This window comes from Bradyrhizobium sp. USDA 3364, from assembly GCF_054056355.1.
Genome location: NZ_JBSRYG010000002.1, coordinates 7565270 through 7592262 on the forward strand (window position 1 = coordinate 7565270; position 26993 = coordinate 7592262).

At 65.3% G+C, this 26993-nt stretch carries 27 protein-coding genes; 7 read left to right on the forward strand and 20 right to left on the reverse strand.

The window, feature by feature from the left end; genetic code table 11:
• Positions 1 to 26 precede the first annotated feature (26 nt).
• Positions 27 to 1382, forward strand: coding sequence for an amidohydrolase family protein (locus tag ACVILL_RS35645; protein WP_456734439.1), 1356 nt, complete (start codon positions 27 to 29; stop codon positions 1380 to 1382).
• Between the two features lie 46 nt (positions 1383 to 1428).
• On the opposite strand, the gene ACVILL_RS35650 is transcribed toward ACVILL_RS35645, so the two are convergent.
• The 10 genes from ACVILL_RS35650 to ACVILL_RS35695 all read right to left on the reverse strand — a co-directional run bounded on the left by ACVILL_RS35650 (position 1429) and on the right by ACVILL_RS35695 (position 15942).
• The gene (locus ACVILL_RS35650) at positions 1429 to 4110 is read right to left on the reverse strand and encodes a PAS domain S-box protein (RefSeq protein ID WP_456733324.1); all 2682 of its coding nucleotides are present in this window, start codon (positions 4108 to 4110) and stop codon (positions 1429 to 1431) included.
• A 159-nt stretch (positions 4111 to 4269) separates the two neighbouring features.
• The gene (locus tag ACVILL_RS35655; RefSeq protein ID WP_456733325.1) at positions 4270 to 5241 is read right to left on the reverse strand and encodes a Bug family tripartite tricarboxylate transporter substrate binding protein; all 972 of its coding nucleotides are present in this window, start codon (positions 5239 to 5241) and stop codon (positions 4270 to 4272) included.
• Positions 5242 to 5378: 137 nt separating this feature from the next.
• Positions 5379 to 6260, reverse strand: coding sequence for a DMT family transporter (locus ACVILL_RS35660; protein ID WP_456733326.1), 882 nt, complete (start codon positions 6258 to 6260; stop codon positions 5379 to 5381).
• A 269-nt stretch (positions 6261 to 6529) separates the two neighbouring features.
• Complete coding sequence (locus ACVILL_RS35665) at positions 6530 to 7327, reverse strand: NUDIX hydrolase (protein WP_456733327.1); 798 nt, start codon at positions 7325 to 7327, stop codon at positions 6530 to 6532.
• Between the two features lie 151 nt (positions 7328 to 7478).
• Positions 7479 to 8435 carry a dihydrodipicolinate synthase family protein gene (locus ACVILL_RS35670; RefSeq protein WP_212023458.1) on the reverse strand — a complete coding sequence of 319 codons (957 nt, stop codon included), beginning with the start codon at positions 8433 to 8435 and terminating at the stop codon, positions 7479 to 7481.
• A gap of 125 nt (positions 8436 to 8560) precedes the next feature.
• A complete protein-coding gene (locus ACVILL_RS35675; RefSeq protein ID WP_456733328.1) occupies positions 8561 to 9439 on the reverse strand; it encodes an SDR family oxidoreductase in 879 nt (292 codons plus the stop codon).
• 148 nt (positions 9440 to 9587) lie between these two features.
• The gene (locus ACVILL_RS35680; protein ID WP_456733329.1) at positions 9588 to 10448 is read right to left on the reverse strand and encodes a MaoC/PaaZ C-terminal domain-containing protein; all 861 of its coding nucleotides are present in this window, start codon (positions 10446 to 10448) and stop codon (positions 9588 to 9590) included.
• 202 nt (positions 10449 to 10650) lie between these two features.
• On the reverse strand, positions 10651 to 11040 hold the full coding sequence (locus ACVILL_RS35685) for a Zn-ribbon domain-containing OB-fold protein (RefSeq protein WP_028337616.1): 390 nt from the start codon (positions 11038 to 11040) through the stop codon (positions 10651 to 10653).
• On the reverse strand, positions 11040 to 12197 hold the full coding sequence (locus ACVILL_RS35690) for a thiolase domain-containing protein (RefSeq protein ID WP_456733330.1): 1158 nt from the start codon (positions 12195 to 12197) through the stop codon (positions 11040 to 11042). Before ACVILL_RS35690 ends, ACVILL_RS35685 begins: the two co-directional genes overlap by 1 nt.
• Positions 12198 to 12447: 250 nt before the next feature.
• Positions 12448 to 15942, reverse strand: coding sequence for an indolepyruvate ferredoxin oxidoreductase family protein (locus ACVILL_RS35695; protein WP_456733331.1), 3495 nt, complete (start codon positions 15940 to 15942; stop codon positions 12448 to 12450).
• 234 nt (positions 15943 to 16176) lie between these two features.
• Between ACVILL_RS35695 and ACVILL_RS35700 the strand changes: the two genes are divergently transcribed.
• A complete protein-coding gene (locus ACVILL_RS35700; RefSeq protein WP_456733332.1) occupies positions 16177 to 17403 on the forward strand; it encodes a cytochrome c in 1227 nt (408 codons plus the stop codon).
• A 4-nt stretch (positions 17404 to 17407) separates the two neighbouring features.
• Here ACVILL_RS35700 and ACVILL_RS35705 read toward each other — a convergent pair whose 3' ends face one another.
• Positions 17408 to 18049 carry a trimeric intracellular cation channel family protein gene (locus ACVILL_RS35705; RefSeq protein ID WP_456733333.1) on the reverse strand — a complete coding sequence of 214 codons (642 nt, stop codon included), beginning with the start codon at positions 18047 to 18049 and terminating at the stop codon, positions 17408 to 17410.
• Between the two features lie 145 nt (positions 18050 to 18194).
• On the opposite strand from ACVILL_RS35705, the gene ACVILL_RS35710 reads away from it, so the two are divergent.
• Positions 18195 to 18662, forward strand: coding sequence for a hypothetical protein (locus ACVILL_RS35710; protein ID WP_456733334.1), 468 nt, complete (start codon positions 18195 to 18197; stop codon positions 18660 to 18662).
• A 65-nt stretch (positions 18663 to 18727) separates the two neighbouring features.
• On the opposite strand, the gene ACVILL_RS35715 is transcribed toward ACVILL_RS35710, so the two are convergent.
• From ACVILL_RS35715 to ACVILL_RS35725, 3 genes are read right to left on the reverse strand one after another with little or no spacing between them, the layout of a single operon-like run.
• Positions 18728 to 19546 carry an isocitrate lyase/PEP mutase family protein gene (locus tag ACVILL_RS35715; protein WP_456733335.1) on the reverse strand — a complete coding sequence of 273 codons (819 nt, stop codon included), beginning with the start codon at positions 19544 to 19546 and terminating at the stop codon, positions 18728 to 18730.
• A 56-nt stretch (positions 19547 to 19602) separates the two neighbouring features.
• Positions 19603 to 19953, reverse strand: a complete 351-nt coding sequence (locus ACVILL_RS35720; protein ID WP_456733336.1) for an antibiotic biosynthesis monooxygenase family protein — start codon at positions 19951 to 19953, stop codon at positions 19603 to 19605.
• Positions 19954 to 19984: 31 nt separating this feature from the next.
• Complete coding sequence (locus tag ACVILL_RS35725) at positions 19985 to 20293, reverse strand: NIPSNAP family protein (RefSeq protein ID WP_456733337.1); 309 nt, start codon at positions 20291 to 20293, stop codon at positions 19985 to 19987.
• A 101-nt stretch (positions 20294 to 20394) separates the two neighbouring features.
• On the opposite strand from ACVILL_RS35725, the gene ACVILL_RS35730 reads away from it, so the two are divergent.
• Together ACVILL_RS35730 and ACVILL_RS35735 are read left to right on the forward strand one after the other, a co-directional pair.
• Positions 20395 to 21090 (forward strand): ArsR/SmtB family transcription factor, encoded by a 696-nt coding sequence (locus ACVILL_RS35730; RefSeq protein ID WP_456733338.1) that lies wholly within the window; start codon positions 20395 to 20397, stop codon positions 21088 to 21090.
• 268 nt (positions 21091 to 21358) lie between these two features.
• Positions 21359 to 21607 (forward strand): GCG_CRPN prefix-to-repeats domain-containing protein, encoded by a 249-nt coding sequence (locus ACVILL_RS35735; protein WP_456733339.1) that lies wholly within the window; start codon positions 21359 to 21361, stop codon positions 21605 to 21607.
• A gap of 98 nt (positions 21608 to 21705) precedes the next feature.
• Here the strand turns inward: ACVILL_RS35735 and ACVILL_RS35740 are convergent, their stop codons facing one another.
• From ACVILL_RS35740 to ACVILL_RS35750, 3 genes are all read right to left on the reverse strand, one after another.
• The gene (locus tag ACVILL_RS35740; RefSeq protein WP_456733340.1) at positions 21706 to 21948 is read right to left on the reverse strand and encodes a GCG_CRPN prefix-to-repeats domain-containing protein; all 243 of its coding nucleotides are present in this window, start codon (positions 21946 to 21948) and stop codon (positions 21706 to 21708) included.
• A 67-nt stretch (positions 21949 to 22015) separates the two neighbouring features.
• Entirely contained in the window at positions 22016 to 22411 is a 396-nt protein-coding gene (locus ACVILL_RS35745; protein WP_456733341.1) for a twin-arginine translocation (Tat), read from the reverse strand.
• Positions 22412 to 22464: 53 nt separating this feature from the next.
• Positions 22465 to 22743 (reverse strand): hypothetical protein, encoded by a 279-nt coding sequence (locus tag ACVILL_RS35750; RefSeq protein ID WP_456733342.1) that lies wholly within the window; start codon positions 22741 to 22743, stop codon positions 22465 to 22467.
• Between the two features lie 157 nt (positions 22744 to 22900).
• Here ACVILL_RS35750 and ACVILL_RS35755 point away from each other — a divergent pair, with 157 nt between their 5' ends.
• Positions 22901 to 23251 (forward strand): cupin domain-containing protein, encoded by a 351-nt coding sequence (locus tag ACVILL_RS35755; RefSeq protein WP_456733343.1) that lies wholly within the window; start codon positions 22901 to 22903, stop codon positions 23249 to 23251.
• Between the two features lie 249 nt (positions 23252 to 23500).
• On the opposite strand, the gene ACVILL_RS35760 is transcribed toward ACVILL_RS35755, so the two are convergent.
• Entirely contained in the window at positions 23501 to 23848 is a 348-nt protein-coding gene (locus ACVILL_RS35760) for a hypothetical protein (protein WP_456733344.1), read from the reverse strand.
• A gap of 139 nt (positions 23849 to 23987) precedes the next feature.
• Entirely contained in the window at positions 23988 to 25520 is a 1533-nt protein-coding gene (locus tag ACVILL_RS35765) for an acyl-CoA carboxylase subunit beta (protein ID WP_456733345.1), read from the reverse strand.
• Positions 25521 to 25682: 162 nt separating this feature from the next.
• Between ACVILL_RS35765 and ACVILL_RS35770 the strand changes: the two genes are divergently transcribed.
• Positions 25683 to 26084, forward strand: coding sequence for a DUF4260 domain-containing protein (locus ACVILL_RS35770; protein ID WP_456733346.1), 402 nt, complete (start codon positions 25683 to 25685; stop codon positions 26082 to 26084).
• Here the strand turns inward: ACVILL_RS35770 and ACVILL_RS35775 are convergent.
• The gene (locus ACVILL_RS35775) at positions 26077 to 26877 is read right to left on the reverse strand and encodes a PilZ domain-containing protein (protein WP_456733347.1); all 801 of its coding nucleotides are present in this window, start codon (positions 26875 to 26877) and stop codon (positions 26077 to 26079) included. The genes ACVILL_RS35770 and ACVILL_RS35775 overlap by 8 nt on opposite strands.
• Positions 26878 to 26993 lie beyond the last annotated feature (116 nt).

Genomic DNA, 26993 nt, shown 5'->3' on the forward strand with positions numbered 1-26993 from the left:
GGAGGTCGATCGTGTCAGGTGTGAGAATGCAGAGCGGGATTGCCCGCGTTTCCGTGCTGCTGGCGGCGATCGGCATCAGCCTCGGCGCCCTTCCGGCCGCGCAGGCGCAGAATTCCGCGGTCCTGTTCCAGAACGTCCGCATCTTCGACGGCAACAATGCCACACTCTCCGCGCCATCGAATGTGCTGGTCCGCAACAACAAGATCGAGAAGATCTCGATCTCGGCGATCACGGCCGATGCCCAGGTGATCAACGGCGGCGAGCGCGTCCTGATGCCAGGGCTGATCGACGCACATTGGCATGCGATGCTGGTGCGCCCGACGCCGGCGGCAGCGATCGCGGGCGACGTCGGCTACAACAATCTGCTTGCTGCGGCGGAAGCGACCGACACATTGATGCGGGGCTTCACCACCGTTCGCGACATGGGCGGGCCGACCTTCGGGCTCAAGCGTGCCATCGACGACGAGCTCGTGGCCGGGCCGCGCATCTACCCGTCAGGCGCGATAATCACCATCACGGGCGGCCATGGCGATTTCCGGCAGCTGTCCGATCTGCCGCGAACGATCGGCGGCATGCTCAGCCGCATGGAAAGAATCGGCGGCAGCATGATCGCGGACAGCCCGGATGAGGTCCGCGTGCGCGCGCGCGAGCAGCTCATGCAAGGGGCCTCGCAGGTCAAGCTCACCGCGGGTGGCGGCGTCGCATCGCCGTTCAGTCCGCTCGACGTATCGACATTCACCGAACCGGAGCTGCGTGCCTCGGTCGAAGCCGCCGCGAACTGGGGTACCTACGTTGCCGTGCACGCTTATACGCCGGTTGCGATCCAGCGGTCGATCGCGGCGGGCGTCAAGTGTATCGAGCACGGTCACCTCATGGACGACGCGACCGCTCGCCTGATGGCCGAGAAGGGAATTTGGCTGAGCACGCAGCCCTTCCTCGATCTGGCGGGCGCCGCCGCATTGGGGCCTGCTGAGCAGGACAAGATGCGGCAAGTGGTTGCCGGGACCGAACGGGTCTATGCGCTGGCAAAGAAGTACCGGATCAAGACGGCATTCGGTACCGATGTCCTGTTCTCGAAGGCGTTGGCCGACCGGCAAGGCACCATGCTGGCCGACCTCACCCGCTGGTACACGCCGGCCGAGGCGCTGACGATGGCGACATCGACCAACGCTGAACTACTCAGCCTGTCCGGGCTGCGAAATCCATATCCCGGTAAGCTTGGCGTGGTCCAGGAAGGCGCGCTGGCCGACCTGCTGCTGGTCGACGGCAATCCGATCGACAACATCAGGCTAGTTGAAGATCCCGCAAAGAACTTCCTGGTCATTATGAAGAACGGCAAGGTCTACAAGAACCTGCTGGCCGGCGGCGAGACAAAGAAATAGCGGCTGTCCGCACGCTGACGCATGACGCAGTTGGAGCCGGAGCCGCCTACTCGGCGGCCTGCTCCAGCGGCGCAACGCGCGGCAGGATCATCTGGATCCGGGTGCCGTTGCCCGGCGCGGAATCCAGCGAGAGCCGCCCGCCGAGGCGCGTGGTGACGATGCTGTAGACGATGTGCAGGCCGAGCCCGGTGCCGCCCTGATCGCGCCGTGTCGTGAAGAACGGATCGAAGGCGCGGCGGCGCACGTCGAGGCTCATGCCGCAGCCATTGTCGGCGAAGATCACCTCGACATTGTCGCCGCCGGACGCCTGGACCCGGACCTCGACCTCGCCGGCCTTGCCGTCCGGAAACGCATGCGCGACCGCGTTGAGGAACAGATTGGTCAGCACCTGGCCATACGGTCCAGGATAGGAATTCATGATCAGGTTCGGTTCGCAATCGATGTTGAGCGTCAGATTGTGCTTGCGCAGCCCGGGCCGCAAACTCATCACCACCTGCTCGGTGAGATCGCCGAGATCGAAGGTGCGCTGGTCGGAGTAATTGCGGTCGGCGGCGACCTGCTTGAACGACTGGATCAGCTCGGCGGCGCGGTTGAGATTGGCGACGAGCTGCGACGACGCATCCCGCGCCGTGTTCAGGAAATCGTTGAGGCTGGAGCGGCGCAGGTCGCCGCGCTCGATCTGGGTCGCGAAATTCGCCGTCTTGCGCTCCAGCGCGGAGGCCACCGTCAGGCTGATGCCGACGGGGTTGTTGACCTCGTGGGCGACGCCGGCCACCAGCCGGCCGAGCGCGGCGAGCTTCTCGGCCTCGATCAGCGAATTCTGGGTTTCCCGCAGATTGCGCAGCGCGGCCTCCGCGGAATCCCTCGCCTTGCGCATCTCCTGCTCGGAGCGCTTGCGCTCGCCGATATCGAGCGCAACCGTGACGATGTTCTCGATCTCACCATGCGCATCGAGGATCGGCAGCTTGTTGACCAGCCATTGCCGCATGTTGCCGGCGGCATCCTTGTATTCTTCCTCATAAAAGCCAAGCTCGCGGCGCGCCGACAGCACCCGCTTGTCGTTCTCATCGGTCTTGGCCGCGCCATAGCGCGACATCAGCTCGGCGGTGGTCTGGCCGATCGCATCCTGCGGCTCGATGCCGAAGATTCCCGCCATGTAGCGGTTCATCAGCACGTAGCGCAGGTTGCGCTCCTTGACGTTGATGACCGCGGGCACCGTGTCGATGACCATCTGCAGCATGCGGCGGCCTTCGGCGATCGCATCTTCGGCGCGCTTCTGGTCGGTGATATCGCGCACCGTGCCCTCGTAGCGGATCACCTCGCCCTCGTCGTTGCGCACGACGGTCGCCGAATCCGAGAGCCACAGCACGGTGCCGTCGCTTGAACGCACCTGGTATTCGTAATCGCGCACCGTGCCGTCGCGCTGCATCAGCCGCTGATACTGCTCGCGTGCCGCCGGATCGACATAGACGGTGGTGGCGATGTCGTCGATGCCGTTGATCAGGTCCTGCGGCGTGGCGTAGCCCATCATCCGCGCCAGCGCCGGATTGGCGTTGAGCAGCGTGCCGCCCGGCGTCGTGACATAGATGCCCTCCACCGACGCCTCGAACAGCTTGTGGTAGCTTTCCTCGGCGAGACGCTGCTCGGCGAGCGCGCGCAGCGCGGCCTCGCGCGCGCTGTCGGCGTCGACCAGGGTCTGGCGGAACACTTCGGCGGCGCGCGCAATGTCGCCGATTTCGTTGTCGAGATCGGCGCCGGGAATGAACGCGCTCTTTTCGCCGCCCGCGACCTTGCGGATCGAGCCGGCGATCCTGGCGAGCGGCCGGACGGTGCGGCGAACCACCAGCACCGAAGCAAACAGGCCGATCAGCACACCGGCCGTCCCAAGCACGATGCTCTGCCACTTGGCTTCAGCCAGCGTCCGCGCGAAATCGCGCGACAGCACATGGCCGCGACGCGAGCTGAGCTCGCGCAGCAGCTCGGTGACCTTCTGGATCAGGCGGCCTTCGGCGCCGAGCACCTCGCGGTCGATGTCGGCGATCTGGCCCTCGCGCACCGAGATCGCGCTGATCGCCTCGGCATAATTGTCGACCGCGCTGCGCAGCGCGGGATCGGTGATGTTCATCGTCCGCATGCCTTGCGCGGCGTGCTCGGCGGCGGAGGTGTTGTGCGCCAGCAGCGCGGTCGCAATGCGGCTCTGGATCTGCGACAGCGTATTGGCCAGCGCCGCGTCATTGCTGTCGACGACCGCCTTGTCGAAGGCCTCGCGCAGCGGCGGCAGCCCGGCGACGATCTCGGCGCGGCGGCTGAGCAACGCCGAGATGCGCTCGATCCCGCCGCGATAGGTCGCCAGCCGCTGGGTGACGCCGTCGATCATGTCCTGCTGCTCGGGCGCCAGCTCGATCCGGGTCTTTTTCAGGATTTCGCTCAGCGACTGGGCCGCCTGGGCGACTTGGGCCGACTGGTTGCCGGGCTCGGTGACGAAGTCCCGCGCCGCCAGCCGCAGTTCGTTGGTCCGGCGGTCGATGTCCTCGGCGATGTCGCCGACGCTTTGCAGCCGCTGCAGCTCGGCGAAGGTCGTATCGATGTGGCGGATCGCGATCACGCTGGCCGTGGATGTGATGATGATCACAGCCAGCACCAGCAGGAAGCTGCCGAACGTGAGCTGGCCAATCGACAGGGAGAACGCACGCGGCGCTTGCGAATTCGGCGGCAATTCAGCGGTCATGTCATCAAGGCCGGGGTCCAATGCGCCCCAATATACGGGAAATTACGGGCTTTGGGGAAACATGCTGAAGGACATGCTGAATGACTTGGCGGCCGGCGGTGTGACCTGAATCACCCGGACGGGGCCGCCGGCGGCTGCTTCCGGTACAGGGAAGCGGGCTCAGTCCGGCGGGATGCCGGCCTCCTTGACCACCCTGGCCCAGAGCGCGACGTCCGCCTTGATGATGTCGGCGAAGTGCCCGAGCGGCGCGCTCCTGGCGTCGCAGCCGGCGACGTCGAGCTTCGTCCGCACCTCGGCGGAGGCGAGCGCCTTCTCCAGCGCCGCGCTGATGCGTTCGACCACCGGCTGGGGCGTGCCTGACGGGACCACGAAGCCGAACCAAGGCGTCACCTGCGCCTCGGCAAAGCCCTGTTCGCCCATGGTCGGCACCTCGGGGAAGTATTTCGAGCGGCCGTCGCTGATCGCGGCGATGATCCGGATGCTGCCGGACTGCACCTGGGCCAGCGCCTGGTTGGCCGACAGGAAGCTCGAGGTGATCAGCCCGCTCGCGATATCGGGCACCATCTGCGGATAGCCGCGATAGCCGATCGCGGTGACGTCGATCCCGGCGAGCCGCTTGAACAGTTCGAAGCCGAGATGGCCGGTCGAGCCTTTGCCGGGATGGCTGTAGTTCAGCGTGCCCGGCTTGGCCTTGGCGAGCGCGACATAGTCGGCGACGGACTTCACCGGCAGCGACGTCGGCACGATGAAAAAGTTCGGGGCAAGACAGATCTGGCCGACCGGTGCGAAATCCCTGACCGGATCCCAGCGCAGCTCTTTGTTCAGCGCCGGGCTGGCGGTGAAGAAGGTCGTCACCAGCAGCCACGTGTAGCCGTCGGGAGCGGCGCGCGCGACCTCCTCGGCGGCGATCGAGCCGTTGGCGCCGGATTTGGCCTCGACGACGATCGTGCCCTTCCACTGCTCCTGCACGTCCTGCGCCATGATGCGCGCGAACACGTCGGCGACGCTGCCGGGCGCATAGGGAATCACGATGCGGATCGGCCGGCTCGGAAAGTCCTGCGCTCGCACCGCGCCCGCCATCGCCAGCAACACCATGCACGCACCGGCAATGAGGCTGATCCGCCGCAGCATCGTCCTGTTCCCGCCCTGTGACTTTGTTGGGGACAGGATGCAGGGATTGGCCGGCGGCAGCAAGCCGCCGGTTTCGGAAGACGAAACTTCAGGACGTTGCTGTTTTCCGCGCCGGGATCGTCATCGCGGCGATGACCTCATGCAGTGGCGATCCTTCGTGCAGGAATCGTCATCGCGGCGACGCCGACGACGACGCAGGCGAGCCCGATCCAGGCCGTCGGGCTCAGCCGTTCGCCCAAAAATACGACGCTCAGCGCAACCCCGATCGGCACCCGCAGATAGGCCTGCGCGGTGGTGCCGACCGAGCCGAGGGTCTGGATCAGGCGGAAGTAGATCGCGAAGGCGATCGCGGTCGAGAACACCGCAAGCGCCAGCAGTGCGCCGAGCGAGCTGGTCGACGGCGTCAGCGTCCAGGGCCGTTCGACGGCGAGGCCGAGCGGAATCAGGATCGCGGCGCCCGCGAGCAGCGAGCCGGCCGCCGGCGCCATCGGATCGAGCCCCTTGAAGCCGCGGCTGAAGATCGCGGCGCAAGCGTAGCAGATGGTGGCGGCCACGATCGCGATCTCGGCCACGATCCCCTGCCCGAGATCGCGGAACGCGTCGACGCCGACGATCAGGCAGATGCCGGCCATGCCGGCGACCACCCCGAACAGCTTGCGCGGGCTCGCGGCCTCGTGGCGGGTGATCGCGGCGGTGAACAGGAAGGTGAAGATCGGCGAGGCCGAATTGAGGATGGTGGCGAGCCCGGCATCGACGAAGCGCTCGCCCCAGGCGATCAGCGTCCACGGGATCACGCTGTTGAGGCAGGCCTGGAAGATGAAGCGGCGCCAGGTCGCGCCATCGGTCGGCATCGCCACGCCGCGCATCCGCATGATGACGACGAGCAACAGCCCCGCGATCGCGGTGCGCGCCGCGATCAGCGTGATCGGCGGGATGGTCGCGACGCCGAGCTTGATGAAGGTATAGGAACCGCCCCAGAGGGTGGCGAGCGCGAGCAGCAGACCCAGCTCGAGGCCCATCTGAGACTGTCGTGGGATGGAGGTCATGGGCTGAGGATTCCGACTCGATGGTGGAGACGGAATCTACAGTGATGCGAGGTGACAATCCTTCGGTTCAGACCGAAGTGTGAATCCCATCATCGTCCCGGCGAAAGCCGGGACCCATAACCACCGATCTTCATTGTTACGCGACGCTGCGGCTACACGCTTTTCCAACAACACAACCCTGTGGCTATGGGTCCCGGCGTTCGCCGGGACGACACCGAATGTGTTGCGCCGCTCGTGAAAGCCTACCCCAGCGCGCCGACGTCGAACACCTCGCCGTCGTAACCCGCTTCCTTGGGGATGCGGAGCTGGCGGCCGGTGGCGGTCTTGGTCATCACGGGCGTCACCGTGACGATCGACTTGCCACGGCTGTCGGCGAGCGCGGCGCCGACATTCGGCTGCTTGCCGAGCCGGATCAGATTGCGCGTGGTCGGGAACGGCAGCTTGAAGCGGCCGGTCTCGCCGCCCTCCAGCGCCTCGCGCGTCGACACCCAGATCGAGTCGGTCGATTCCTTGCCGTCATGGGCGCCGAGCTGCTCGGGCGGCGCGGCGGCGAGGAAAAACCAGGTGTCGAAGCGCTTCGGCATGCCCTCCGGCGTGATCCAGTGCGCATACGGCACGAGCTCGTCGAGCGCGAGCACCATGCCATTGTCAGTCAGCACCTTGAGGAAGCTGATCTTGCCTTCGTTCAACGCCGCGCGATGCGCGGCCGCGATCTCGTTCGCACGCTTCGCATCGACCAGGTCCTTCGACCCCTGCGGCCGCGCCAGCAGGATGCCGCTCTCCTCGAAGGTTTCGCGGATCGCCGCGATCCGGAAGCCGAGCGCGTCGCCGTCGAGCCCTTCCGCGCCCGAGTAGAGCGCCGGATTGGCGGCGATCTCCTTGTCGTTCTTGTCGACGCTGCCGCCGGGAAAGACCAGCGCGCCCGAGTTGAACTCGATCTGGTGATGGCGGACCATCATGAAGACTTCGATCTCGCTGCTGCCGCCGTCACGGAGCAGCAGCACGGTCGAGGCAAAGCGCGGGGCAACGATTTCGGTCACGAATTTTACTCCTCAGGACCTCATCCTGAGGAGCGGCCGCAGGCCGCGTCTCGAAGGATGGACGGCAGGATCGGGCCTCATGGTTCACCTGGCGAGCGAAGCATCGTCCAGAGACGGCGCTTCGCGCCTCCTCACCATGAGGAGTGACAGACTAACCCGCGGCACTGGATTGCGGTTGCAGATTGGCGCGGCGGTCGACCCGCGCCACGCGGGACAGGAGATAGTCGACTTCTGCCCTCGCCTGCGCCGTGATCACCGCACCCGGCTTGCGCTGCGCGCTGGACGAGATGATGCCGCGCTTCTGCAGCACGTATTTGCGCACGGTGAGGCCGACGCCGGGCTGCTGCTCGTAGCGGATCAGCGGCAGGTGTGCGTCGAACAGGTCATGCGCGGCGTCGCGCTTGCCGGCCTTCGACAGATTGACGACATCGATCAGGAGTTCCGGGAAGGCATAGCCCGTCATCGCGCCGTCGGCGCCGCGCTCCATCTCGAAATCGAGGAACAGGCCGCCATTGCCGACCAGGATCGACAGCGGCCGCAGCGAACCGTCCTTCTGGAAGTTGCGCAGCGTCGAGATCTTCTCCAGACCCGGCCAGTCCTCGTGCTTGAGCATCACGCAGGACGGCGAATCCATCACGATCTTGCGGATCACCGCGGGGGTGAACACGACGGTCAGCGTCAACGGATAGTCCTGCAGCACCCAGGGAATATCGTCGCCGATCGCTTCCTGCGCCTGCTTGAAATAGCCAATGATCTGGTCGTCAGTGCGCAGATGCGGCGGCGGTGCGATCATGACGCCGGCGGCCCCCGCGTCCATCGACTTCTTCGCCAGCGAGCGCATCGTCGCGAACCCCGGCGCCGAGACGCCGACGATCACCTGCAGCTTCTTGGCGCGCTTGACGAAGCGCAGCGCGACCTGCTCCGCCTCGGCGGCATCGAGCTTCGGCGCCTCGCCCAGGATACCCAGCACCGTGACGCCGTCGCAGCCGACCTCGGTGTAGAAATCGGTCAGCCGGTCGATCGATGCCTCGTCGATGCGGCCGTCGTCATGGAACGGGGTCGGCGCGATCGCAAAGGTTCCTGCGGCCTGGGCGGTGAGTTTGGTCATGGCTATCCTCTTATCCGTCATTCCGGGACGATGCGTCAGCATCGAACCTCAGGTGCGCAATTGCGCACCGGGGAATCTCGTCGTTCCGGGTTCGTCCTGCGGACGCCCCGGAACGACAGGTAGCATCAGAACCGCCGCGCGCCCATCTTGATCTGCTCCTCGGAGAAGAAGATCTCCTTGGCATGGGTGGCGATGTCTTCGGCCTTCCAGCCCGTAAAGGGCGGCTTCCAGCCCTCCATTTCCATCATCCGCATCTCGCGGACCCCGCGCGGGCCCGAAACGCCGAGCACCTTGCCGGTCTGGTCGCCCGACAGATCGCTGACCATGTAAAGCACCGCCGGCGCGATGCCGTCAGGACCGAGCGCCGCACCCGGGTTCTCCTTGTAGCGGGGCAGGTCTGCGGTCATTCGGGTCAAGGCGCCCGGCGCCAGCGTCCAGATCCGGATGTTGTACTTGCGGCCCTCGATCGCCAGCACGTTGGAAAGGCCCCAGATGCCGCCCTTGGCGGCGCCGTAATTGGTCTGACCGAAATTACCGATCAGGCCCGAGGTCGAGGACGTGTTGACGATGACGCCGCCGCCATTGTCGCGCATCCATTTGAACACCGGCTGGGTGCAGCAGAAAGTGCCCTTCAGATGCACCTTCATCACCTTGTCCCAGTTCGCTTCCTTGGCCTTGTGGAAGGTCTCGTCGAGCAGGATGCCGGCGTTGTTGACCAGGATGTCGGCGCGGCCGAAATGCTTGATGGCGTCGTCGAACACCGATTGGCCGCCGGCGAGCGTCGAGATGTCGGCCCCGTTGGCGACCGCGTGGCCGCCCTCGGCCTTGATCGCGTCGACCACCTTGTCGGCCATCGACTTGTCGGAGCCCGAGCCGTCGCGGGGGCCGCCGAGATCGTTGACCACGACGGCCGCGCCCTCGCGCGCAAACAGTTTTGCGTAGGCTTCACCAAGTCCGCCGCCCGCGCCCGTGATCAGCGCCACCTTGCCGTCGAGTAATCCCATGGTTTCTTCTCCCTTGTTTTCTATCGTGTCCCGGACGCGATGCAGCGTGAAACGCTGCTTCGCAGTGCCGGGACCCATGCCCGGCCCGCGTAGGCCCCGGCTCTGCATCGCACCGCTTGCGCGCTGCGCTGCGTCCGGGGCACGAGAGCTAACCCAGCACCGTCCTGCCGCTCCTGATCACGGTGACGCCGCGCGATTTCACCTTGGCCTCGAACGACACCACGTTGCCGTCCTTCCACAGCTCCATGGTCACGGTCTCGCCGGGAAACACCGGCGAGGAGAACCGCGCCGCGTGCTGCTTGAAGGCCGACGGATCATAGTCGGCATAGGTCTGCAGCACGCCGCGGCAGGTGATGCCGTAGGTGCACATGCCGTGCAGGATCGGCCGCGGGAAGCCGGCCTTCTTCGCGAACTCGGGATCTGAGTGCAGCGGGTTGCGGTCGCCGCAGAGACGGTAGACCAGCGCCTGGTCCGGCCGTGTCGCGATGTCGACGACCTTGTCCGGCGCGCGCTCCGGCACCTTGTGCGGCTCGGGCTGGCCGTCGGACGGGCCGCCGAAGCCGCCGTCGCCGCGGGCGAAGCGCGAGGCCACCAGCGTGGCGAGCTTCTCGCCCTTCTCGTCCTTCAGCACGGTCTGGTGGCGGATCACCGCACCCTTGTCCTTGCCCTTGTCGAACACGTCGAGCACGGTCGAGTCGGCCGTGATGTGGGCTGCGGTCGCGAACGGCTTGTGGAAGGTGATGTCGCGCTCGCCGTCGACCACCATTACGCGATTGAGGTTCATCTCGCCGGGACCGGCGCCCCAGGCTGCGACCGACGCGAAGGTCGGCACCACCTTCAAGGGACGCGGCGTCAGCACGCCCTCATTGACGAAGGCGAGTTCCTTCTCGTCCATCGGATCGGCACCGAGACCGATGCCGTAGGCGTAAAGCATCACGTCGCGATCGCTGTAGCTGTATTTCTGGCCGAGATTCTTCAGGGCCATCAGCTGTTCGTACACGATTGGCATTGTTGTCTTCTCCCCGAACTCTTCTTGCTTCAGCGCTGCCCATTATTGCGCCCTCTCCCCTTGCGGGAGAGGGCCGCACCGGCATCAAACGCAAACTCGTTTAGGAGAGGGGTTGCCTCCACGGATTCATTTCTCACGTGGAGAGGACCCCTCTTCCGGCAGCTTCGCTGCCACCTTCCCCCGCAAGGGGGGAAGGTACCTTTTAGGCCGGCGTGAAGAACGGCAGCGGGGCGCCGTCGGTCGGCTTCCACACCACCTTGACCTTCTGGCCGATCTTCACCTGCTCCAGATCGCAATCGACGATATTGGTCTGCAGCGATGGACCTTCCTTCAGCGTCACATAGGCGATCGCATAGGGACCGGTCGGCGACTTCCGCATCAGGCTGTAGGTGTAGACCGTGGCCTCGCCGCTCGACTCTTCCCACACCGTCTTGTCGGAGAAGCAGAACGGGCAGATCGCGCGCGGGAAGTAATGCGCCTCGCCGCAGGTGTTGCAGCGCTTGATCATGAACTTGCCTGCCTTCGCCGCTTCCCAGAACGGCGCGGTCTCCGGATTGGTCACCGGGGCATTGTACTTCTTCGCTTCAGACATCACGCACGCTCCAGAATGCAGGTTGAGGCGGCGTGGCGAACGCCGAGCAGACCGCCGGTGCCGTGGGCGATCGCGAGGTCGCAGTTCTTCACCTGCACCTTCGGATGCGCCTCGCCGCGCAGCTGGCGCACAGCCTCGAGAATCTTGGTCATGCCGCCGCGATTGACGGGATGGTTGCTGCACAGGCCGCCGCCATCGGTGTTGAACGGCAGCTTGCCGACGCCCGAGATCAAGTTGCCGTCGGCGACGAACTTGCCGCCCTCGCCCTTCTTGCAGAAGCCGAGGTCCTCGAGCTGCATCAGCACCGTGATGGTGAAGCTGTCATAGATCGAGGCGTACTTGATATCGTTCGGCGTCACGCCCGCCTCCTCGAAGGCGCGCGGACCGGACCACACGCCGGCGGAATAAGTCAGGTCGAGATCCTTGCCGCCGCGCGGTCCCTTCATCGCCTCGCCATGGCCGATCAGCCGCACCAGCGGCTTCTTCAGGCCCTTCGCGATCTCCGGCGTGGTGACGATCATCGCGCCGCCGCCGTCGGTGACGACGCAGCAATCCATCCGGTGCAGCGGATCCGAGATCATCGGCGAGTTCAGCACGTCCTCGACGGTGACGACCTCCTTCAGCATCGCATGCGGATTGTATTGCGCGTGATGCGAGGCCGCGACCTTGATCCAGGCGAGTTGCTCGGAGGTGGTGCCATAGTCGTGCATATGGCGCATGGCACACATGCCATAGGCATTGTGCGTGGTAGCCCCGTAGGCCAACTCGAAATCGGCCTCGGCGCCGGAGGCGCGCGGCGGCATCGGACCGGTGCGCGGCTTGCCCGCCAGCGTGACGAGCGCGACCGAGCACTTGCCCGCGGCGATCGCCTCAGCGGCGTGGCCGAGATGGATCAGATAGGAACAGCCGCCGGTCTCGGTGGAATCGACGTGACGCAGCTTCCTGGTGTTGAGGCCAAGGTAATCGACCATCGGCCACAGCCCGCCCGGCGCGTCACCGGCGCAGAAATAGCCGTCGATGTCGTCCTTGGTGAGCCCGGCATCCTCGATCGCGCCCTTGGCGACCTCGGCGTGTAGCTGTGCTGTTGATTTATCGGGTGCGTGCCGGGTGGGATGTTCATAGATCCCGGCAATGTAGGCCTTGCCCTTGATGGTCAAATCGCTCTCCGCTGGCGTTTTTCATCTTCAGCGTTTTTCTGAACCGACGTAGCGGCGTTGGCAAGCGCGGAAATATTCCGTCAGGCGAGACTGTATCTGCAACTCAATCGTCGTCCCGGCGAAAGCCGGGACCCATAACCACAGGTGTGTGTGGTGGGAGTGAGCTGTGGCCTCAACGTCGCGCCACAACGAAGTGCGATGATTATGGGTCCCGGCTTTCGCCGGGACGACGTCGAATTTGCGACCACCCCTACTCCGCCGCCATCTGCCGCGGCGCGGGTGGCGGGTTGGCGAGGTCGGCGGCGAGTTGCGCGTAGCGAACCTTTGCCTCCCTGATCGCCTTCTCCTTCACCGGGCCGTAACCGCGAATGCGATCGGGCAGCGACAGCAGTTCGACCGCGATGTCGTGATTGAGCGGCGACAGCAGGTTGAGCACGGTGGCGACATCCTTTTCGTAGCCCGCGATCAGATCGCGCTCGAGCTTGCGGTCGGCGTTGTAGCCGAAGATGTCGAGCGGCGTGCCGCGCAGGAAGCGGAAGCGCGCCAGCACCCTGAAGGCCGACATCATCCACGAGCCGAACGCGCGCTTCTTCGGGCGGCCCTGCGCGTCGAGCCCGCCGCCGAGGATCGGCGGCGCCAGATTGAAGTTGAACTTGAAATCGCCCTCGAACTGCTCGCGGAGCTGCTTCTCGAAGCGGCCGTCGGTGAACAGCCGCGCCACCTCATACTCGTCCTTGTAGGCGAGCAGCTTGGCGTAGTTGATCGCGACCGCGCGCGGCAGCACCTCGCCATAGCCGCCCTTGCTGGCGGCGTCGCGGACCTGGTCGACCAGCTTGCGGTAGCGCTTTGCCAGACGCGCGTTCTGGTAGTCGGTCAGCAGCGCCGTGCGATGGGCGATGATCTCGTCGAGCGACATCGCATCCAGCGTCTTGACCGGGGCTGCGTCGTCGTCCTGCCCCTTCATCATCGCGGCGAGCCGTGCCGGATCGGCCGCAGCCAGGCGACCGAGCTGGAACGCCTGGGTGTTCATCTTGATCGAGACGCCGTTGACCTCGATCGCCTGCAGGATCGATTCCGCCGACAGCGGCAGCAGCCCGCGCTGATAGGCAAAGCCCATCATCATGATGTTGGTGGCGATGGAGTCGCCGAGCAACGCCTCGGCCGGCTTGGTGAAGTCGAAGAAGGCGGAGTCCTTGCGCAGCTCGGTCTCCAGCACGCCGGTGACCTTGCGGCTCTGGAAATTGAAGTCGCGGTTGAGGATGAAATCCGCGGTCGGGATGATGTGGCTGTTGATGATGCCCACCGTGCGGCTCGGCTCGCACAGCGTGATGGTGTCCTTCGACACCGCCACGACTTCATCGGCCGCGAGCACCAGGTCGGCCGTGCCGGTCACGATCCGCGAGCAGGTCACGTCGGCGGTGTGCTCGGAGAGCCGCACGTGGCTCAGCACCGCGCCGCCCTTCTGGGCAAGACCGGACATGTCGAGGATCATCGAGGCCTTGCCCTCGATGTGGGCGGCCATGCCGAGCAGCGCACCGATGGTCAAGACGCCGGTGCCGCCGACCCCGCCGACCGCGATGTTGTAGGGCCGATCGAGCGCGGGCTTCGAGGCCGGCTCCGGCAGGGCGCCGATATCGCCAAGCTCGGTGGGCGCGCGCCGCTTCAGAGTGCCGCCATCGACCGTGACGAAGGACGGGCAAAAACCCTTCACGCAGGAATAATCCTTGTTGCAGGTCGACTGGTTGATGGCGCGCTTGCGCCCCAGCTCCGTCTCCAGCGGTTCGACCGAGATGCAGTTCGACTGCACCGAGCAGTCGCCGCAGCCTTCGCAGACCTCCGGATTGATCAGCACGCGGCGCGCCGGATCCTCCATCGTGCCGCGCTTGCGGCGGCGGCGCTTTTCGGCGGCACAGGTCTGCACGAACACGATCGCCGAGGTGCCCTTGGTGTCGCGGCACATCTTCTGGACGTTCTCGAGCTCGTCGCGGTGGAACAGCTTGACGCCGGGCGCGATGGTATCGGCCGGATAGGCGTCGGGATTTTCCGAGACCAGGTAGATTTCGCGGATGCCTTCGGCGTGCAGCTGGAAGGTGATCTGTTGCGGCGACAGGTCGCCGTCATGGCGCTGGCCGCCGGTCATCGCGACCGCGTCGTTGTACAGGATCTTGTAGGTGATGTTGGCCTTGGAGGCGATCGACTGGCGGATCGCGAGAATGCCGGAATGGAAATAGGTGCCGTCGCCGAGATTGGCGAAGATGTGGTTCTCGTTGGTGAACGGCGCGATGCCGACCCACGGCACGCCCTCGCCGCCCATATGGGTGAAGGTCTCGGTCGAGCGGTTCATCCACAGCGCCATGAAGTGGCAGCCGATGCCGCCGAGCGCACGGCTGCCTTCCGGCACCTTGGTCGACGTGTTGTGCGGGCAGCCCGAGCAGAAATACGGCGTGCGGCTGACCGGTGCGGTCGCCTGCATTTGCGTCGACTGGCGGCCGTTGAACCAGTCGGCCTTGGCGCGCAGCATCTCGGCGATTTCAGGATTGAGATTAAGTCGAAGCAGCCGTTCGGTCAGCGAGCTCGCAAGCGACGCCACGGAAAGCTCGGCGGCGAAGGTCAGGAAGCGTTTGTCGTGATCGTCCATCTTGCCGACGATGCGCGGACGCACGTCGTCGCGCCAGTTGAACAGCTCCTGCTTGACCTGGTTCTCGACGATCTCGCGGCGCTCCTCGACGATGAAGATCTCCTCGAGGCCGACGGCGAAATTGCGCACGCCTTCCGGCTCCAGCGGCCACGGCATGCCGATCTTGTAGAGGCGGATGCCGATCTTGGCGGCGATCTCGGGCGTGATGCCGAGCTCGCGCAGCGCCTGGCGGATGTCCTCGTAGCTCTTGCCCGAGGCCATGATGCCGTAGCGCGCGTTCGGCGAATCCATGGTGATGCGGTTGACCTTGTTGGCACGGGCAAAGGCGATCGCGGCAAAGCCCTTGTAGTCCTGCAACCTGCGGTCCTGCTCGAAGCGGTCGTCGGGCCAGCGGATGTTCAGCCCGCCCGGCGGCAGCTCGAAATCGGTCGGGATGATGAACGGCGTCATCTCGTCGGTGAGGTCGATCTCGGCCGTGGTCTCGACCGTCTCGGTGATCACCTTCATGCCGACCCAGCAGCCCGAGTAGCGCGACATCGCGATACCCAGCAGGCCCATCTCGATCATTTCGTGGATGCTGGAGGGGTAGAGGTAGGGCATCAGCGCGGAGATGAAGGCGTGGTCGGACTGATGCGGAACGGTGGAGGACTTTGCGCCATGGTCGTCGCCGGCAAGGCAGAGCACGCCGCCATGCTTGGCGGAGCCCGCCGCATTGCCGTGGCGGAACACGTCGCCGCAGCGGTCGACGCCAGGGCCCTTGCCGTACCAGATGCCGACCGCGCCATCATATTTGGCGCCGGACGACAGGCCGAGCTGCTGCGAGCCCCAGATCGCGGTGGCCGCGAGGTCCTCGTTCACGCCAGGCTGGAATTTGATGTTGTACTGTTCGAGATGCTTGCCGGCAGCGAACAGCTGCTGGTCGTAGCCGCCGAGGGGGGAACCGCGATAGCCGGAGATGAAGCCTGCCGTATTGAGACCTGCGGCGCGGTCGCGTCTGATCTGCGCCATCGGCAGGCGGACCAGCGCCTGGATCCCGGTCATGAAGACGTGGCCGGTACCTTGGGTGTATTTCTGGTCGAGGCTGATAGGCCCTTGGTTGATTCCCATTTAGCCCTCTTTGCGCTGGTCGCGACGACTGCTTTTTAGCTAGTCATCCGAGCTTGTTAGAACCAGTCTATGTCGGATTTTCCGGCCCGCGCAGCACAATTCTGGGCGCCAAAGCCCGCTGCGCAAAAATCGCAATTTCGTGCCGGGAATATCGGAGGGCCGTTTCGGTTTCTGTCACTGGACAGGCCCGCGGCGAAATGGCGTAACGCGTCTTGTGGACCGGAAGGTGATTGGATGCGGCGACAGCGTCGAACGACGGGTGCGATTCTGGCCGGTGCGCTGTTGTGCAGTGCGTTCACGGCCCGCGAAGTTGCCGCCGCTCCGACCGATGACGTCGTCGCCCGCGGCAAGGCGCTTGCGATTGCCGGCAACTGCGCGAGCTGCCACACGGCGGACCCGGCAAAGCCGTTCGCCGGTGGCAAGCGGATCGACACGCCGTTCGGTGCGGTATTCTCTGCGAATCTCACCCCCGATCGCGATACCGGCATCGGCGGCTGGAGCGACGACGATTTCCTCCGCGCGCTGCGCACCGGCGTCGCGCCGAACGGGAAGCATTATTATCCCGCCTTCCCCTACCCGTATTTCACGAAACTGATTCGCGACGACATCCTGGCGATCCGCGCCTATCTCGCGACGCTCGCGCCGGTCAGCAACAGGGCGCCATCGCCTCAGTTGCGCTGGCCGTATTGCTACCGCGTCCTGATGCGGGCCTGGAACGCGCTGTTCTTCACGCCGGGCATCATCCAGCCGGACCAGAGCAAGGGTGTCGACTGGAATCGCGGCCGCTATCTGGTCGAGGCCCTCGCCCATTGCGGCGCCTGCCACACGCCGAAGAATGCCTTCGGCGCCGACAAGCGCGACCAGGCGCTCAGTGGCGGCATGGTCCAGGGCATGTTCGCACCGAGGCTCGACGGCGCCGAGCGCAGCGGGCTGAAGTCGTGGAGCGCGGCCGACATCGCCGAATATCTGCAGAGCGGCCGCAACGGGCACAGCCATGCCGGCCCCCTGATGTCCGAGGTGGTGGCCAATTCGACCTCGAAGATGAGCGACGCCGATGTGCGGGCGATCGCGGTCTATTTGAAGAGCCTGCCCGCCGGCGCGCCGGAGCCGCAGGTCACGCCGCCCTCGCCGGTGCAGATGAGCAACGGCGAGCGCATCTACCGTGGCGCCTGCGTCGCCTGTCATGAGTTCGACGGCTCCGGCGCCCCGCGGATCTATCCGCCGCTGCCCGGCAACGCCAATCTGCAATCGGCCAATCCGGCGAGCACGCTGCGCATCATTCTCGACGGCGCGCAAACCATGACCACGCCGCGCGCGCCCAACTCAGGCTCGATGCCGGCCTATCCGAAGCTCAGCGACCAGGAGGTCGCGGACGTCGCGACCTACATCCGCAATTCCTGGGGCAACGCGGCGCCGGCGGTGACGGCCAACGACGTCGCGAAGGCGCGGACGGCGAAATAGCGGCTCACCGCTCCTCGTCGCTGAAGACGAATTTCGGCATCTCCCATTTGTAGCGGATCGCGAGCAGCCGGAAGCTCAGGCCGAGCGCGAAGGTCAGCACGGTCCAGGCCGGCGGGTTGAGGTTCAGTCCGAACGCGGTCGCATAGAACAGCCCCGTCACCACGGAGACGCTGGCGTAGAGCTCGCTGCGAAACAGCAGCGGCACCTCGTTGCAGAGGATGTCGCGCAGCACGCCGCCGGCACAGCCGGTGATCATGCCGGAAACGATCACGATCGGCAGCGAGGCGTCGACCTGCCAGGCCACGTCGCAGCCGGCCATGGTGAACACCACGAGCCCGATCGCATCGAGCACCAGGAACGCGAGATTGAGCCGGTGCACCAGCCGCGCCAGCAGGATGGTGGCGAAGGCGCCGGCCGCCGCCACCGCCAGGTAGATCGGGTGCGCGACCCAGACCAGCGGATAATGCCCGAGCAGTACGTCGCGAATGGTGCCGCCGCCGAGCGCAGTGATCGCGCCCAGCATGCAGACGCCCGCCCAATCCATGCTGCGCCTGCCGGCCGCGAGCGCCGCCGTCATCGACTGCGCCGCAACCGCAATGAACGAGAGCACGTGCAGCACCGAATCGGTGGGCGGCATGGTCCACATTGAAAAGGCCTCATGGAACGAATTTGGAACCCAAGGAATCGACGGTTCCTGCATGAACAGGTTGCAACATTGGCGCGGAACATCCTCACGCGCCAGCCATTGTCCTCTGCGTCTAGCTTAGAGGTGCTAACGGAGGAACTTTGCAATGGCTTACAACCCTGACGATCCGTATCGCGCCAACCTGACCGATGACGAAATCCGCCGTCAGGCGCGCTTCAACAGCCTGGACAACGAGTTGCAGCCGGATCCGGAACTCCGGGAGGGACCGGCCAGCAGCACCAAGATCGCAATGTTCGCAGTTGCGGTGGCCGTGGTGCTCGGCGCGCTGTTCTACGGGTTGAACAATACGTCGGTGCACGAGGCAGGCACGACGCCGTCGACGCAGACCGCGCAGCAACAGCCGGCCAATCCGGCCGCGCCGCCTCCCGGCATGCGCGACGTGACGCCGAAGCCGAACACGCAGCCCGGCACGACCACGGGCGCTGCGCCGGCAAGCCCCGCTGCACCGGCCAGCCCGCCGTCCGACATGAACAAGTCTGACATGAACAAGTCTGACATGAACAAGTCTGACATGAGCAAGCCGGCTGCTCCGCCGGCCGGGACTTCGAAATAACGACTGACGACAATGACCAGGCGCGAGCGGCGGGCCCAAACGGCCCGCCGCTTTTTTGCGCGAGGCTACTTGAACATCTTGTTGAGCTCGCCGCCGGGATAGCCGTTGGCGAATTCGGTGAAGGTACCCTTCTCGGCCATCTCCTTGGCGGCCTTCATCACGCCGGTCCACGCCATCCGCGCCAGCGCCCCGCCGACGCTGATCCGGCGCACGCCGAGATCGGCAACCGCTTGCAGCGAAAGGTCGGACGCGCCGCCGATCAGCAGGTTGACCGGCTTCGGCGCCACCGCCTTCACGACCGCGGTAATCTCCTCCTTGGTCGAGATGCCCGGCGCATACAAGACGTCCGCGCCGGCCTCCGAATAGGCCTGCAGCCGCTCGATCACCAGATTGAGATCCTTCTTGCCCCACAGGAACGCCTCGCAGCGGCCGGTGAGCAGCACGCCGCTGTTGTCGGTATCGATCGCCTTGCGCGCCGCCCTGATGCGCTCGACCGCGAGCTTGTGCTCGTACAACACGTTGGCGGCGTCGCCCGTGGAGTCCTCGATCGAGAGCCCGGCGACGCCGGTCTTGACGCCGCGCGCGACGTTGACCGCAACCTTCTCGGGCTCGACGGCGAAGCCGCCCTCGAAGTCGGCATTGACGGGAATATCGACGGCCGCGCACACCGCGGTCAGGTGATTGCAGACGTCGTCGATGGTGACGCGGTTGTCGGCCTTGGCGATGGTCCAGGCAAAGCCCGCGCTGGTCGACGCCAGCGCCTTGAAGCCGAGATGTTGCAATGCGCGGGCGCTGCCGGCATCGAACGGATTCGGGATGATGAAGCAGCCGCTCTCGTGCAGCTTCTTGAAGGCGGCGCGTTTGTCAGCAGTTGTCAGTGGCATTGGTCGCTCCCTGGAGTCGTTGGCCGCGCACAGATAGGCATGCGGCGTTCGCGCTGCTAGTGCGCTCCATGTGCCGCGCGGCTGTCCGTCGGCGCCTCGTCGCGTTCGTTCAAGCCGTAGTCGCGCATCACGCTCGCGACGCGCAGACGATAATTGTCAAAGATCCGCGCGCGGCCCTTTGCCTGGGTGCGGCGGTGCTCGATGGTGTTGCGCCAGGCTTCCACCGCAGCCTCGTCGCGGAAGAATGACAGCGACACGAACTTGCCGGGCTCGGTGATGCTCTCGAATCGCTCGACCGAGATGAAGCCGTCGATCTCCTGCAGGATCGGCTTCAATTCGGCAGCGAGGTCGAAATAGCGATTCCGCTGTTCCGGCTTCGGCCAGACTTCGAAGATCACGGCGATCATGGGCGCCTCCGCATTTGTTGTTGCCGCACCACTATAGCTCGACCTTGCGCAGAAATGTTCGCTCCTCGGCGAGGATGAAGCGGTTTTCTTCCGCGAAGTTGAAGTTCGCCACGCCCTCCCTTTCCTGGCGCAGCCGCGCACGATAGGCCTCGTAGGCGGCGAGGTTTTCGAACGAGATCAGCGCCGAGGCGACGTTGTTGGTGCCCTCGTGCGGCATCCAGTAGCCGACGAGATCGCCGCCGCAGCGCGGGATGATCGTGAGCCAGTTCCGCGCATACTCCTCGAACATCGCCCGCTTGAACGGATCGAGCTGGTAGCGGATGAAGACGGTGATGGTCATTGATGGTCTCCCGGTGGTTCCGTCAGTGCGGGCGATCGCAATGACGGCACGGTGAAGACTACCGCCTTGCCCGGCCGCGATGCTTCGGCTATCATCGAACTATGAAAGCAGGACCCGACATTTCCCGGATCGCCGCTCTGGTCGGCGACCCCGCACGCTGCAACATGTTGACCGCGCTGATGACCGGCCGCGCGCTGACCGCGAGCGAACTGGCGCAGGAGGCCGGCATCACCCCGCAGACGGCGAGCTCGCATCTCGCCAAGCTCGAGGCCGGCGGGCTGATCGAGCCCGAGAAGCAAGGGCGCCACCGCTATTATCGCCTCAGCGATCCCGATGTCGCCGACGTGCTCGAAGGCCTGCAGGGCATCGCCGCCCGCGCCGGCCACATGCGCGTGCGCACCGGGCCGAAGGATCCGGCGTTGCGCCGCGCCCGCATCTGCTACGACCATCTCGCCGGCGATCTCGGCGTGCAGATGCTCGACAGCATGAAGCGGCAGAAGCTGGTCCGCCAGAGCAAGCAGGCGATCGAGCTCACCGGCGAAGGGAGGCGCTTCATGGCCGAGGAGCTGCAGATCGACGCCGACGCGCTGACGCACCCGCGCCGTCCGGTGTGCAAGGCCTGCCTCGACTGGAGCGAGCGGCGGCACCATCTCGCCGGCACGCTGGGCGCTGCGATGATGGACCGATTCACGGAACTGAAGTGGGCCGCGCGCGACACGGCGCCGGGCAGCCGCGTGGTCAATTTTTCGCGGAACGGCGAGAAGCGCTTCGCGGCGCTGTTCGGCGCGGGCGAGTAACGTCGCGTTTGTCTCGCTCTCCGATACATTCGCGGCCTCGCCGTTCTGCGCGCCATTGCGCCCGCGCCTGCAAATTGTTTCGCATTGATGCTGGCGTGGTTGCGGCGCCCTGACGCAGTTTTGACCTGCAACATTCATGTCGCATTCAGCCCACAACATTATGGTCGGCGACATCGGGCACGGCTTCTGCAATGATCCGGCCGGGCGAATCGGTAGGCGAAAAGTTTGTTGCGGTGCCGCAGCGCGGCCCACATAAAAAGGAGAAGACATGAAGTATCTTTTTGCAGCAGCAGTTTTGGTGACGACCGCATTCGCCGGCATCAGCGCCGCTGAAGCGGCCGGCGGCTGTGGACCCGGCTGGCACCGCGGTCCCTACGGCGGCTGCGTCCGCAATCGCGGCGTCGTCGTCGCTCCGGGCGCCGTCGTCGTCGCGCCCGGCCCCGTCGTGGTGGCGCCGCGTGTCCGCGCCTGCCCCTACGGTTTCGTCTGGCGCTACGGCCGTTGCCGCCCGATCTGATCGCGGCAGACCTGCGCAAACAAAACCCCGCCTCGCGCGGGGTTTTTCTTTTGTGATGAGCGCGGCACGCGCCGCCAATCCTGCCCGCGATCAAACGCCTACCAGTTGCGGAAACAGCGGCGGCCGAACGGGCCCGAATGCCAGCCGGGTGGGCAATTATACATCGGGCGACAGCCGCCATAGGGACCGCGATGCCAACGCGCCCCGCAGCCGCCGGCAACGCGAATGGTGTCGGACGCAGCCTCGGCCTGGTCGAGCGGCGCCACCGGCATCGCGTGCGATGGCGACATCGCCGTCAGAGCGAGACCGAACGCGAGCACGGAAGCAGCAATGATTTTCATGAACAGTCCTTTCCGTTGAACAGATCGCACTCGACAGTAGGTCTTACTCGAACGGCAGACGGTTCAATCACCAGCGGCGCCAGTGATGATGGTGCCAGTGATGGTGGCGCCAGCCCCAGTGCCTGTGGTGCCAATGCCCGTGGTGCCAATGCCGATGATGCCAACCGCGATGGCCATGATGCCAGCGCACCTGCTCGGGCTTCAGGCGACCGACCTCGTCACCCGTGGAGACGGCCGGATGCGCATCGCCGCCAGCGGCCGGACGTGCATCCTGGTTGAGAGGGAGCGGTGCCAGCGGCGCCGCTTGGGCCGTCGCCGTAAACGTCGCGGCTGCAACGGCGACACCGAAGGCCATCTTCAGAATATCCCGGCGTTCCATGATGGTTTCCCTTTGTTGCTGAATTGGATCAACTGCATGCGCGATCTTTTTCGCCGCGACCTGAATGGCCGCTGAACCGCGCATTCATGGAACTGGATGCGTTGCGACGATGTTCGCCGCGTTGTGACGTCACACAATCATCCTGCCGTCACCTCCGGCCAGTCGCGGTTGAAATCGGCGGCCAGCCGCTTCATGTCATCGCTGTTCACCGCGCGCTCGAGCGCCGCCTGGTCGGCAAACCGATAGGTCGCCTGATGCAGCGACGGATCGCTCAGGCTCCAGCATCGCCATACCCGCTCCGCGCCGAACGATTTCATTGCGTCGGGCAGATGCTCGCGCGAATACCACGCGTCGAAGGCGGCGCGCTTCGTGGCATCGGCGACGGTGGCGCGAACGATGAAATAGGCTGCCGGCATTGGTTCCTCCAGGTCTTCTTGTCGGGCGGGTTAGCGCTGGCGTTACCCGCCCTACGCACGCTATCGCGTCCTACCCGCCATGCCCATTCCGGCCGTTTCACGAATGCCCGGACAGGACTAGCATCGCGCCACAACAACGACATCGCCGGAGGCCGCCATGAAGTCAGGACAACCGCTCAAGGACGCCAGCCACCTCTACGAAGTCGAGCGCCGCGCCCAGCACGCCGCCCGCCCCGGCTTCCGCATCATGGAGTTGCAGCTGTCGCCGACCCAGAAGGTGCCATGGCACACCCACAGCAACATCTCCGACACGTTCTATGTGCTGGAAGGCCAGATGCGCTTGTTCCTGCAGGAGCCGAAAGAGGAAGTGAACCTGAAGGTCGGCGAGGTCTATGCCGTGAGGCCGACCCGCCCTCACCTCGTCACCAACGCCGGCACGACGTCGCTCACCTTCCTGATCCTGCAAGGCGTCGGGGAATACGACTACGTGCCGCTGGCGTCGAAGTAAGCGCGCGCGCCGATTTCTCCGCTCGTCGTCCCTGCGAAGGCAGGATCGTCGCTCCAGCGTCGTGCAACAATCGGCAATTGGGGTGATGGGTCCTGGCTTTCGCCAGGACGACGAGGAGGATGGTTCTCGATTCAAGTTGTCAAACAGCGCGGTGCCATCACCGGCGAAAGCAGGCGATCCAGTATTCCAGAGGCGGCCGTGCTTGAGCCGAGAGGCCGCCCGCCCCCCAATCAGCGCACGGCTGAACCTTCACATCAGCTTCAGTGGCGCATCGTGCACCAGGCGCAGGTCGATGTTGCCGATCAGCCGCGCGCGGCGCGCCTCGGCGGTGCTGATGGCGGCCTCGGTCTGCCGCAGCGTGCTGACATTCGATCCAAGCGACACGATGCCGCCGAGCACCAGCGCAATCGATCCGAGTGCCGCGACCTGCCCCGATCCGAACAGGCCGAGCAGCGCGATGATCAGCAACGCGAAGCCACCTGCGATTGCGACCTTCGAGCCGAGAATGATCCGCCGCGATCGCTCGGCGCTCTCGGCAAGCTCCTCGATCTGCGCCTCGATCTCGGAGATCTCGTCGATCGGCTCGTCTTCGGTCATGAGACTGAAACCTGTAGGGCGGGTTGGACGACTGCGTCCGCCGTAGCTCGGCGAGCGAAAGTGGAAGCCGTAACCCGCCGCCGATCATGCCGAACGAAGATGGTGGGCTACGCTTGCGCTAACCCACCCTACGCTCCCATCACAACGGCAGATTGTCGTGCTTCTTCGCGGGGATCTCGACCTTCTTGTCCTTCAGCATCGCGAGTGCCCGCGCGATCCGCCGCCTGGTCGAATGCGGCATGATGACGTCGTCGATGTAGCCGCGCTCGGCGGCGATGAAGGGGGACAGGAAGCGGTCTTCGTATTCCTTGGTTCGCGCCGCGATCTTGTCGGGATCACCGATGTCACTGCGGAAGATGATCTCCACCGCGCCCTTGGCGCCCATCACGGCGATCTGGGCGGTCGGCCAGGCGTAGTTCATGTCGGCGCCGATTTCCTTCGAGGCCATGACGTCGAAGGCGCCGCCATAGGCCTTGCGGGTGATGATGGTGACGAGCGGCACCGTGCACTGCGAATAGGCGAACAGCAGCTTTGCGCCGTGCTTGATCAGGCCGCCATATTCCTGGCTCGTGCCCGGCAGGAAGCCCGGCACGTCGACGAAGGTCACGATCGGGATGTTGAAGGCATCACAAAACCGCACGAAACGCGCGGCCTTGCGCGAGGCATCCGAGTCGAGCACGCCCGCCAGCACCATCGGCTGGTTGGCGACGAAGCCCACGGTGCGGCCGGCAATGCGGCCGAAGCCGGTGACGATGTTCCTGGCGAAGGTCTCCGAGATCTCGAAGAAATCGCCCTCGTCGACGACCTTCAGGATCAGCTCCTTCATGTCGTAGGGCTTGTTCGGGTTGTCGGGGATCAGCGTATCCAACGACATGTCGACCCGCCCGATGTCGTCGAAGCTCGGCCATTCCGGCACGCCGTCGGTGTTGTTCGACGGCAGGAAGTCGATCAGGCGGCGCATCTGCAGCAGCGCATCGACGTCGTTCTCGAACGCGCCGTCGGCGATCGACGAGCGCGTCGCGTGCACCGAGGCGCCGCCGAGTTCCTCGGCGGTCACCACCTCGTTGGTGACGGTCTTGACCACGTCGGGACCGGTGACGAACATGTAGCTCGTGTTCTTCACCATGAAGATGAAATCGGTCATCGCGGGCGAATAGACGTCGCCGCCGGCGCAGGGGCCCATGATGACGGAGATCTGCGGGATCACGCCGGACGCAATGACGTTGCGGCGGAACACATAGGAATAGCCCGCGAGCGCCGCCACGCCCTCCTGGATGCGCGCGCCGCCGGCGTCATAGAGGCCGATGATCGGCGCCCTCGCCTTCATCGCCATGTCCTGAAGTTTTGTGATTTTCAGCGCATGGGTTTCCGACAGCGAGCCGCCGAACACGGTGAAGTCCTTGGCAAAGACGAACGTTTTGCGGCCGTTGACCGTGCCCCAGCCGGTGACGACGCCGTCGCCGGGGATCTTGCTCTTCTCCATGCCGAATTCGATCGAGCGATGCTCGACGAACATGTCGAATTCCTCGAACGAGCCCTTGTCCAGCAAAAGCTCGATCCGCTCGCGGGCGGTCAGCTTGCCGCGCGCGTGCTGCGCCTCGATGCGCTTTTCGCCGCCGCCCAGCTTGGCGCCGGCGCGCCGCTCTTCGAGGGTGTCGAGGATATCTTTCATTTGTTTCCGCCCATGTTAGCTACAGTCCGCGTCCCGGCGCGAACCGGTATCCGCTTCGTTCGGAATGGCTTTAGCACGGCCATTTCGGAACCGGAAAGCCGCTTGTAGGCGGGTTCGGGCGCAAAAACGGTAGGATTTTCCAACATCTGGGGGGAGACAACGATGACCGACACCAACACGGCCGAGACCGGCGCCGCGACCGGCGGGGTGCGCACCCTGCTCCGGCTGGAGGGGCTGGTGCTGTTCCTCGGGATGACCGTGCTCTATTACAAGTGGGAGGGCTCCTGGCTGGTCTATGCCCTGCTGTTCCTGGTGCCGGACTTGAGCTTTGCCGCCTACCTGATCAGCCCGCGGGCCGGCGCCATCACCTACAACGCCGCCCACACCTATCTGGCGCCGGTCGCGCTGATGACGCTGGGTTTTGCCGGCGAAGGACCGCTGGTGCTCTCGATCGCGATGATCTGGCTTGCCCATATCGGGATCGACCGCGCGCTCGGCTACGGGCTGAAATACGCGAAGGGGTTCGGCTACACCCATCTCGGGCGGATCGGCGAGCTCAGCTGAACGCGACCCCGATCCGGCCTTTCCTGCGCCAGACCACGCGGCAGCGCCGTTCGGTCGCTTCCATCTCCAGCACGAGACGGAAACTGTCGGGGATCTCAGCCGGATTGCTTGCCTCGACCGCAGCGCCCGTCGCGGAGAGGTTGCGGACGATGCAGGTCATGCTGCGCCGGGCGAAGCTGATCCGCGCCGCCCGCGCGACATTGCGCCGGGAAGCCCTGCGCTGGTCGCCGGCGGCAGCTTCTGTCACGACCGCGGAGAAGCCGGAACGGATCCTTCCCCGCAGCCGCAGGTCCGCCTGCATGTCGAAATGCTTGACGATGCGAGGCCGGCTTGCGACCGCCGTCAATTGCAGGGAGGCGAGCAGATGCTGGACCTTCGCGCCGTTGCCGAACGGCAGCAGCAGCCGCTCGCAATCGACCTGCTGATCGTTGGCGTCGATGGTGGAGAACACCATGTAGACCGCGCAGCCGCTTGCGGCGCAATCCTTCGCCGGCGTCAGCGTGATACGCCGGAGCGACATCGGGACCACCTGCTCCATGGTCTTCCCGGCCCAGGCCGAATTGAACGCCTCGGCGACATTCTCGCCCTGATACATCGCGCGAAACTTGCGCAGGCGGCCTTCGCCTTCGACCGCCCATGCAACGAGTTGCCGGGGATCATGGATCGCCGGATCCGGCTTCAGTTCGGCGAAGGCGGGAAATGGCCGGCCGGCGGCCAGTTGATCCCACTGCACCAACAGTGCACGCTGGCTTGCCGACCTGATCGCGTCAGGCGCAATGAACCTGAAGGTCATCTGCCCCTCTGATGTCGCGTCAGCGCGCAAGGTGGGCGGTTCGGCTTAAGGATCACTGAAACCCGATCCGCAACAATGCGGGGCCGCGCGGCCGGCGCCATGAATTACCACTTGGC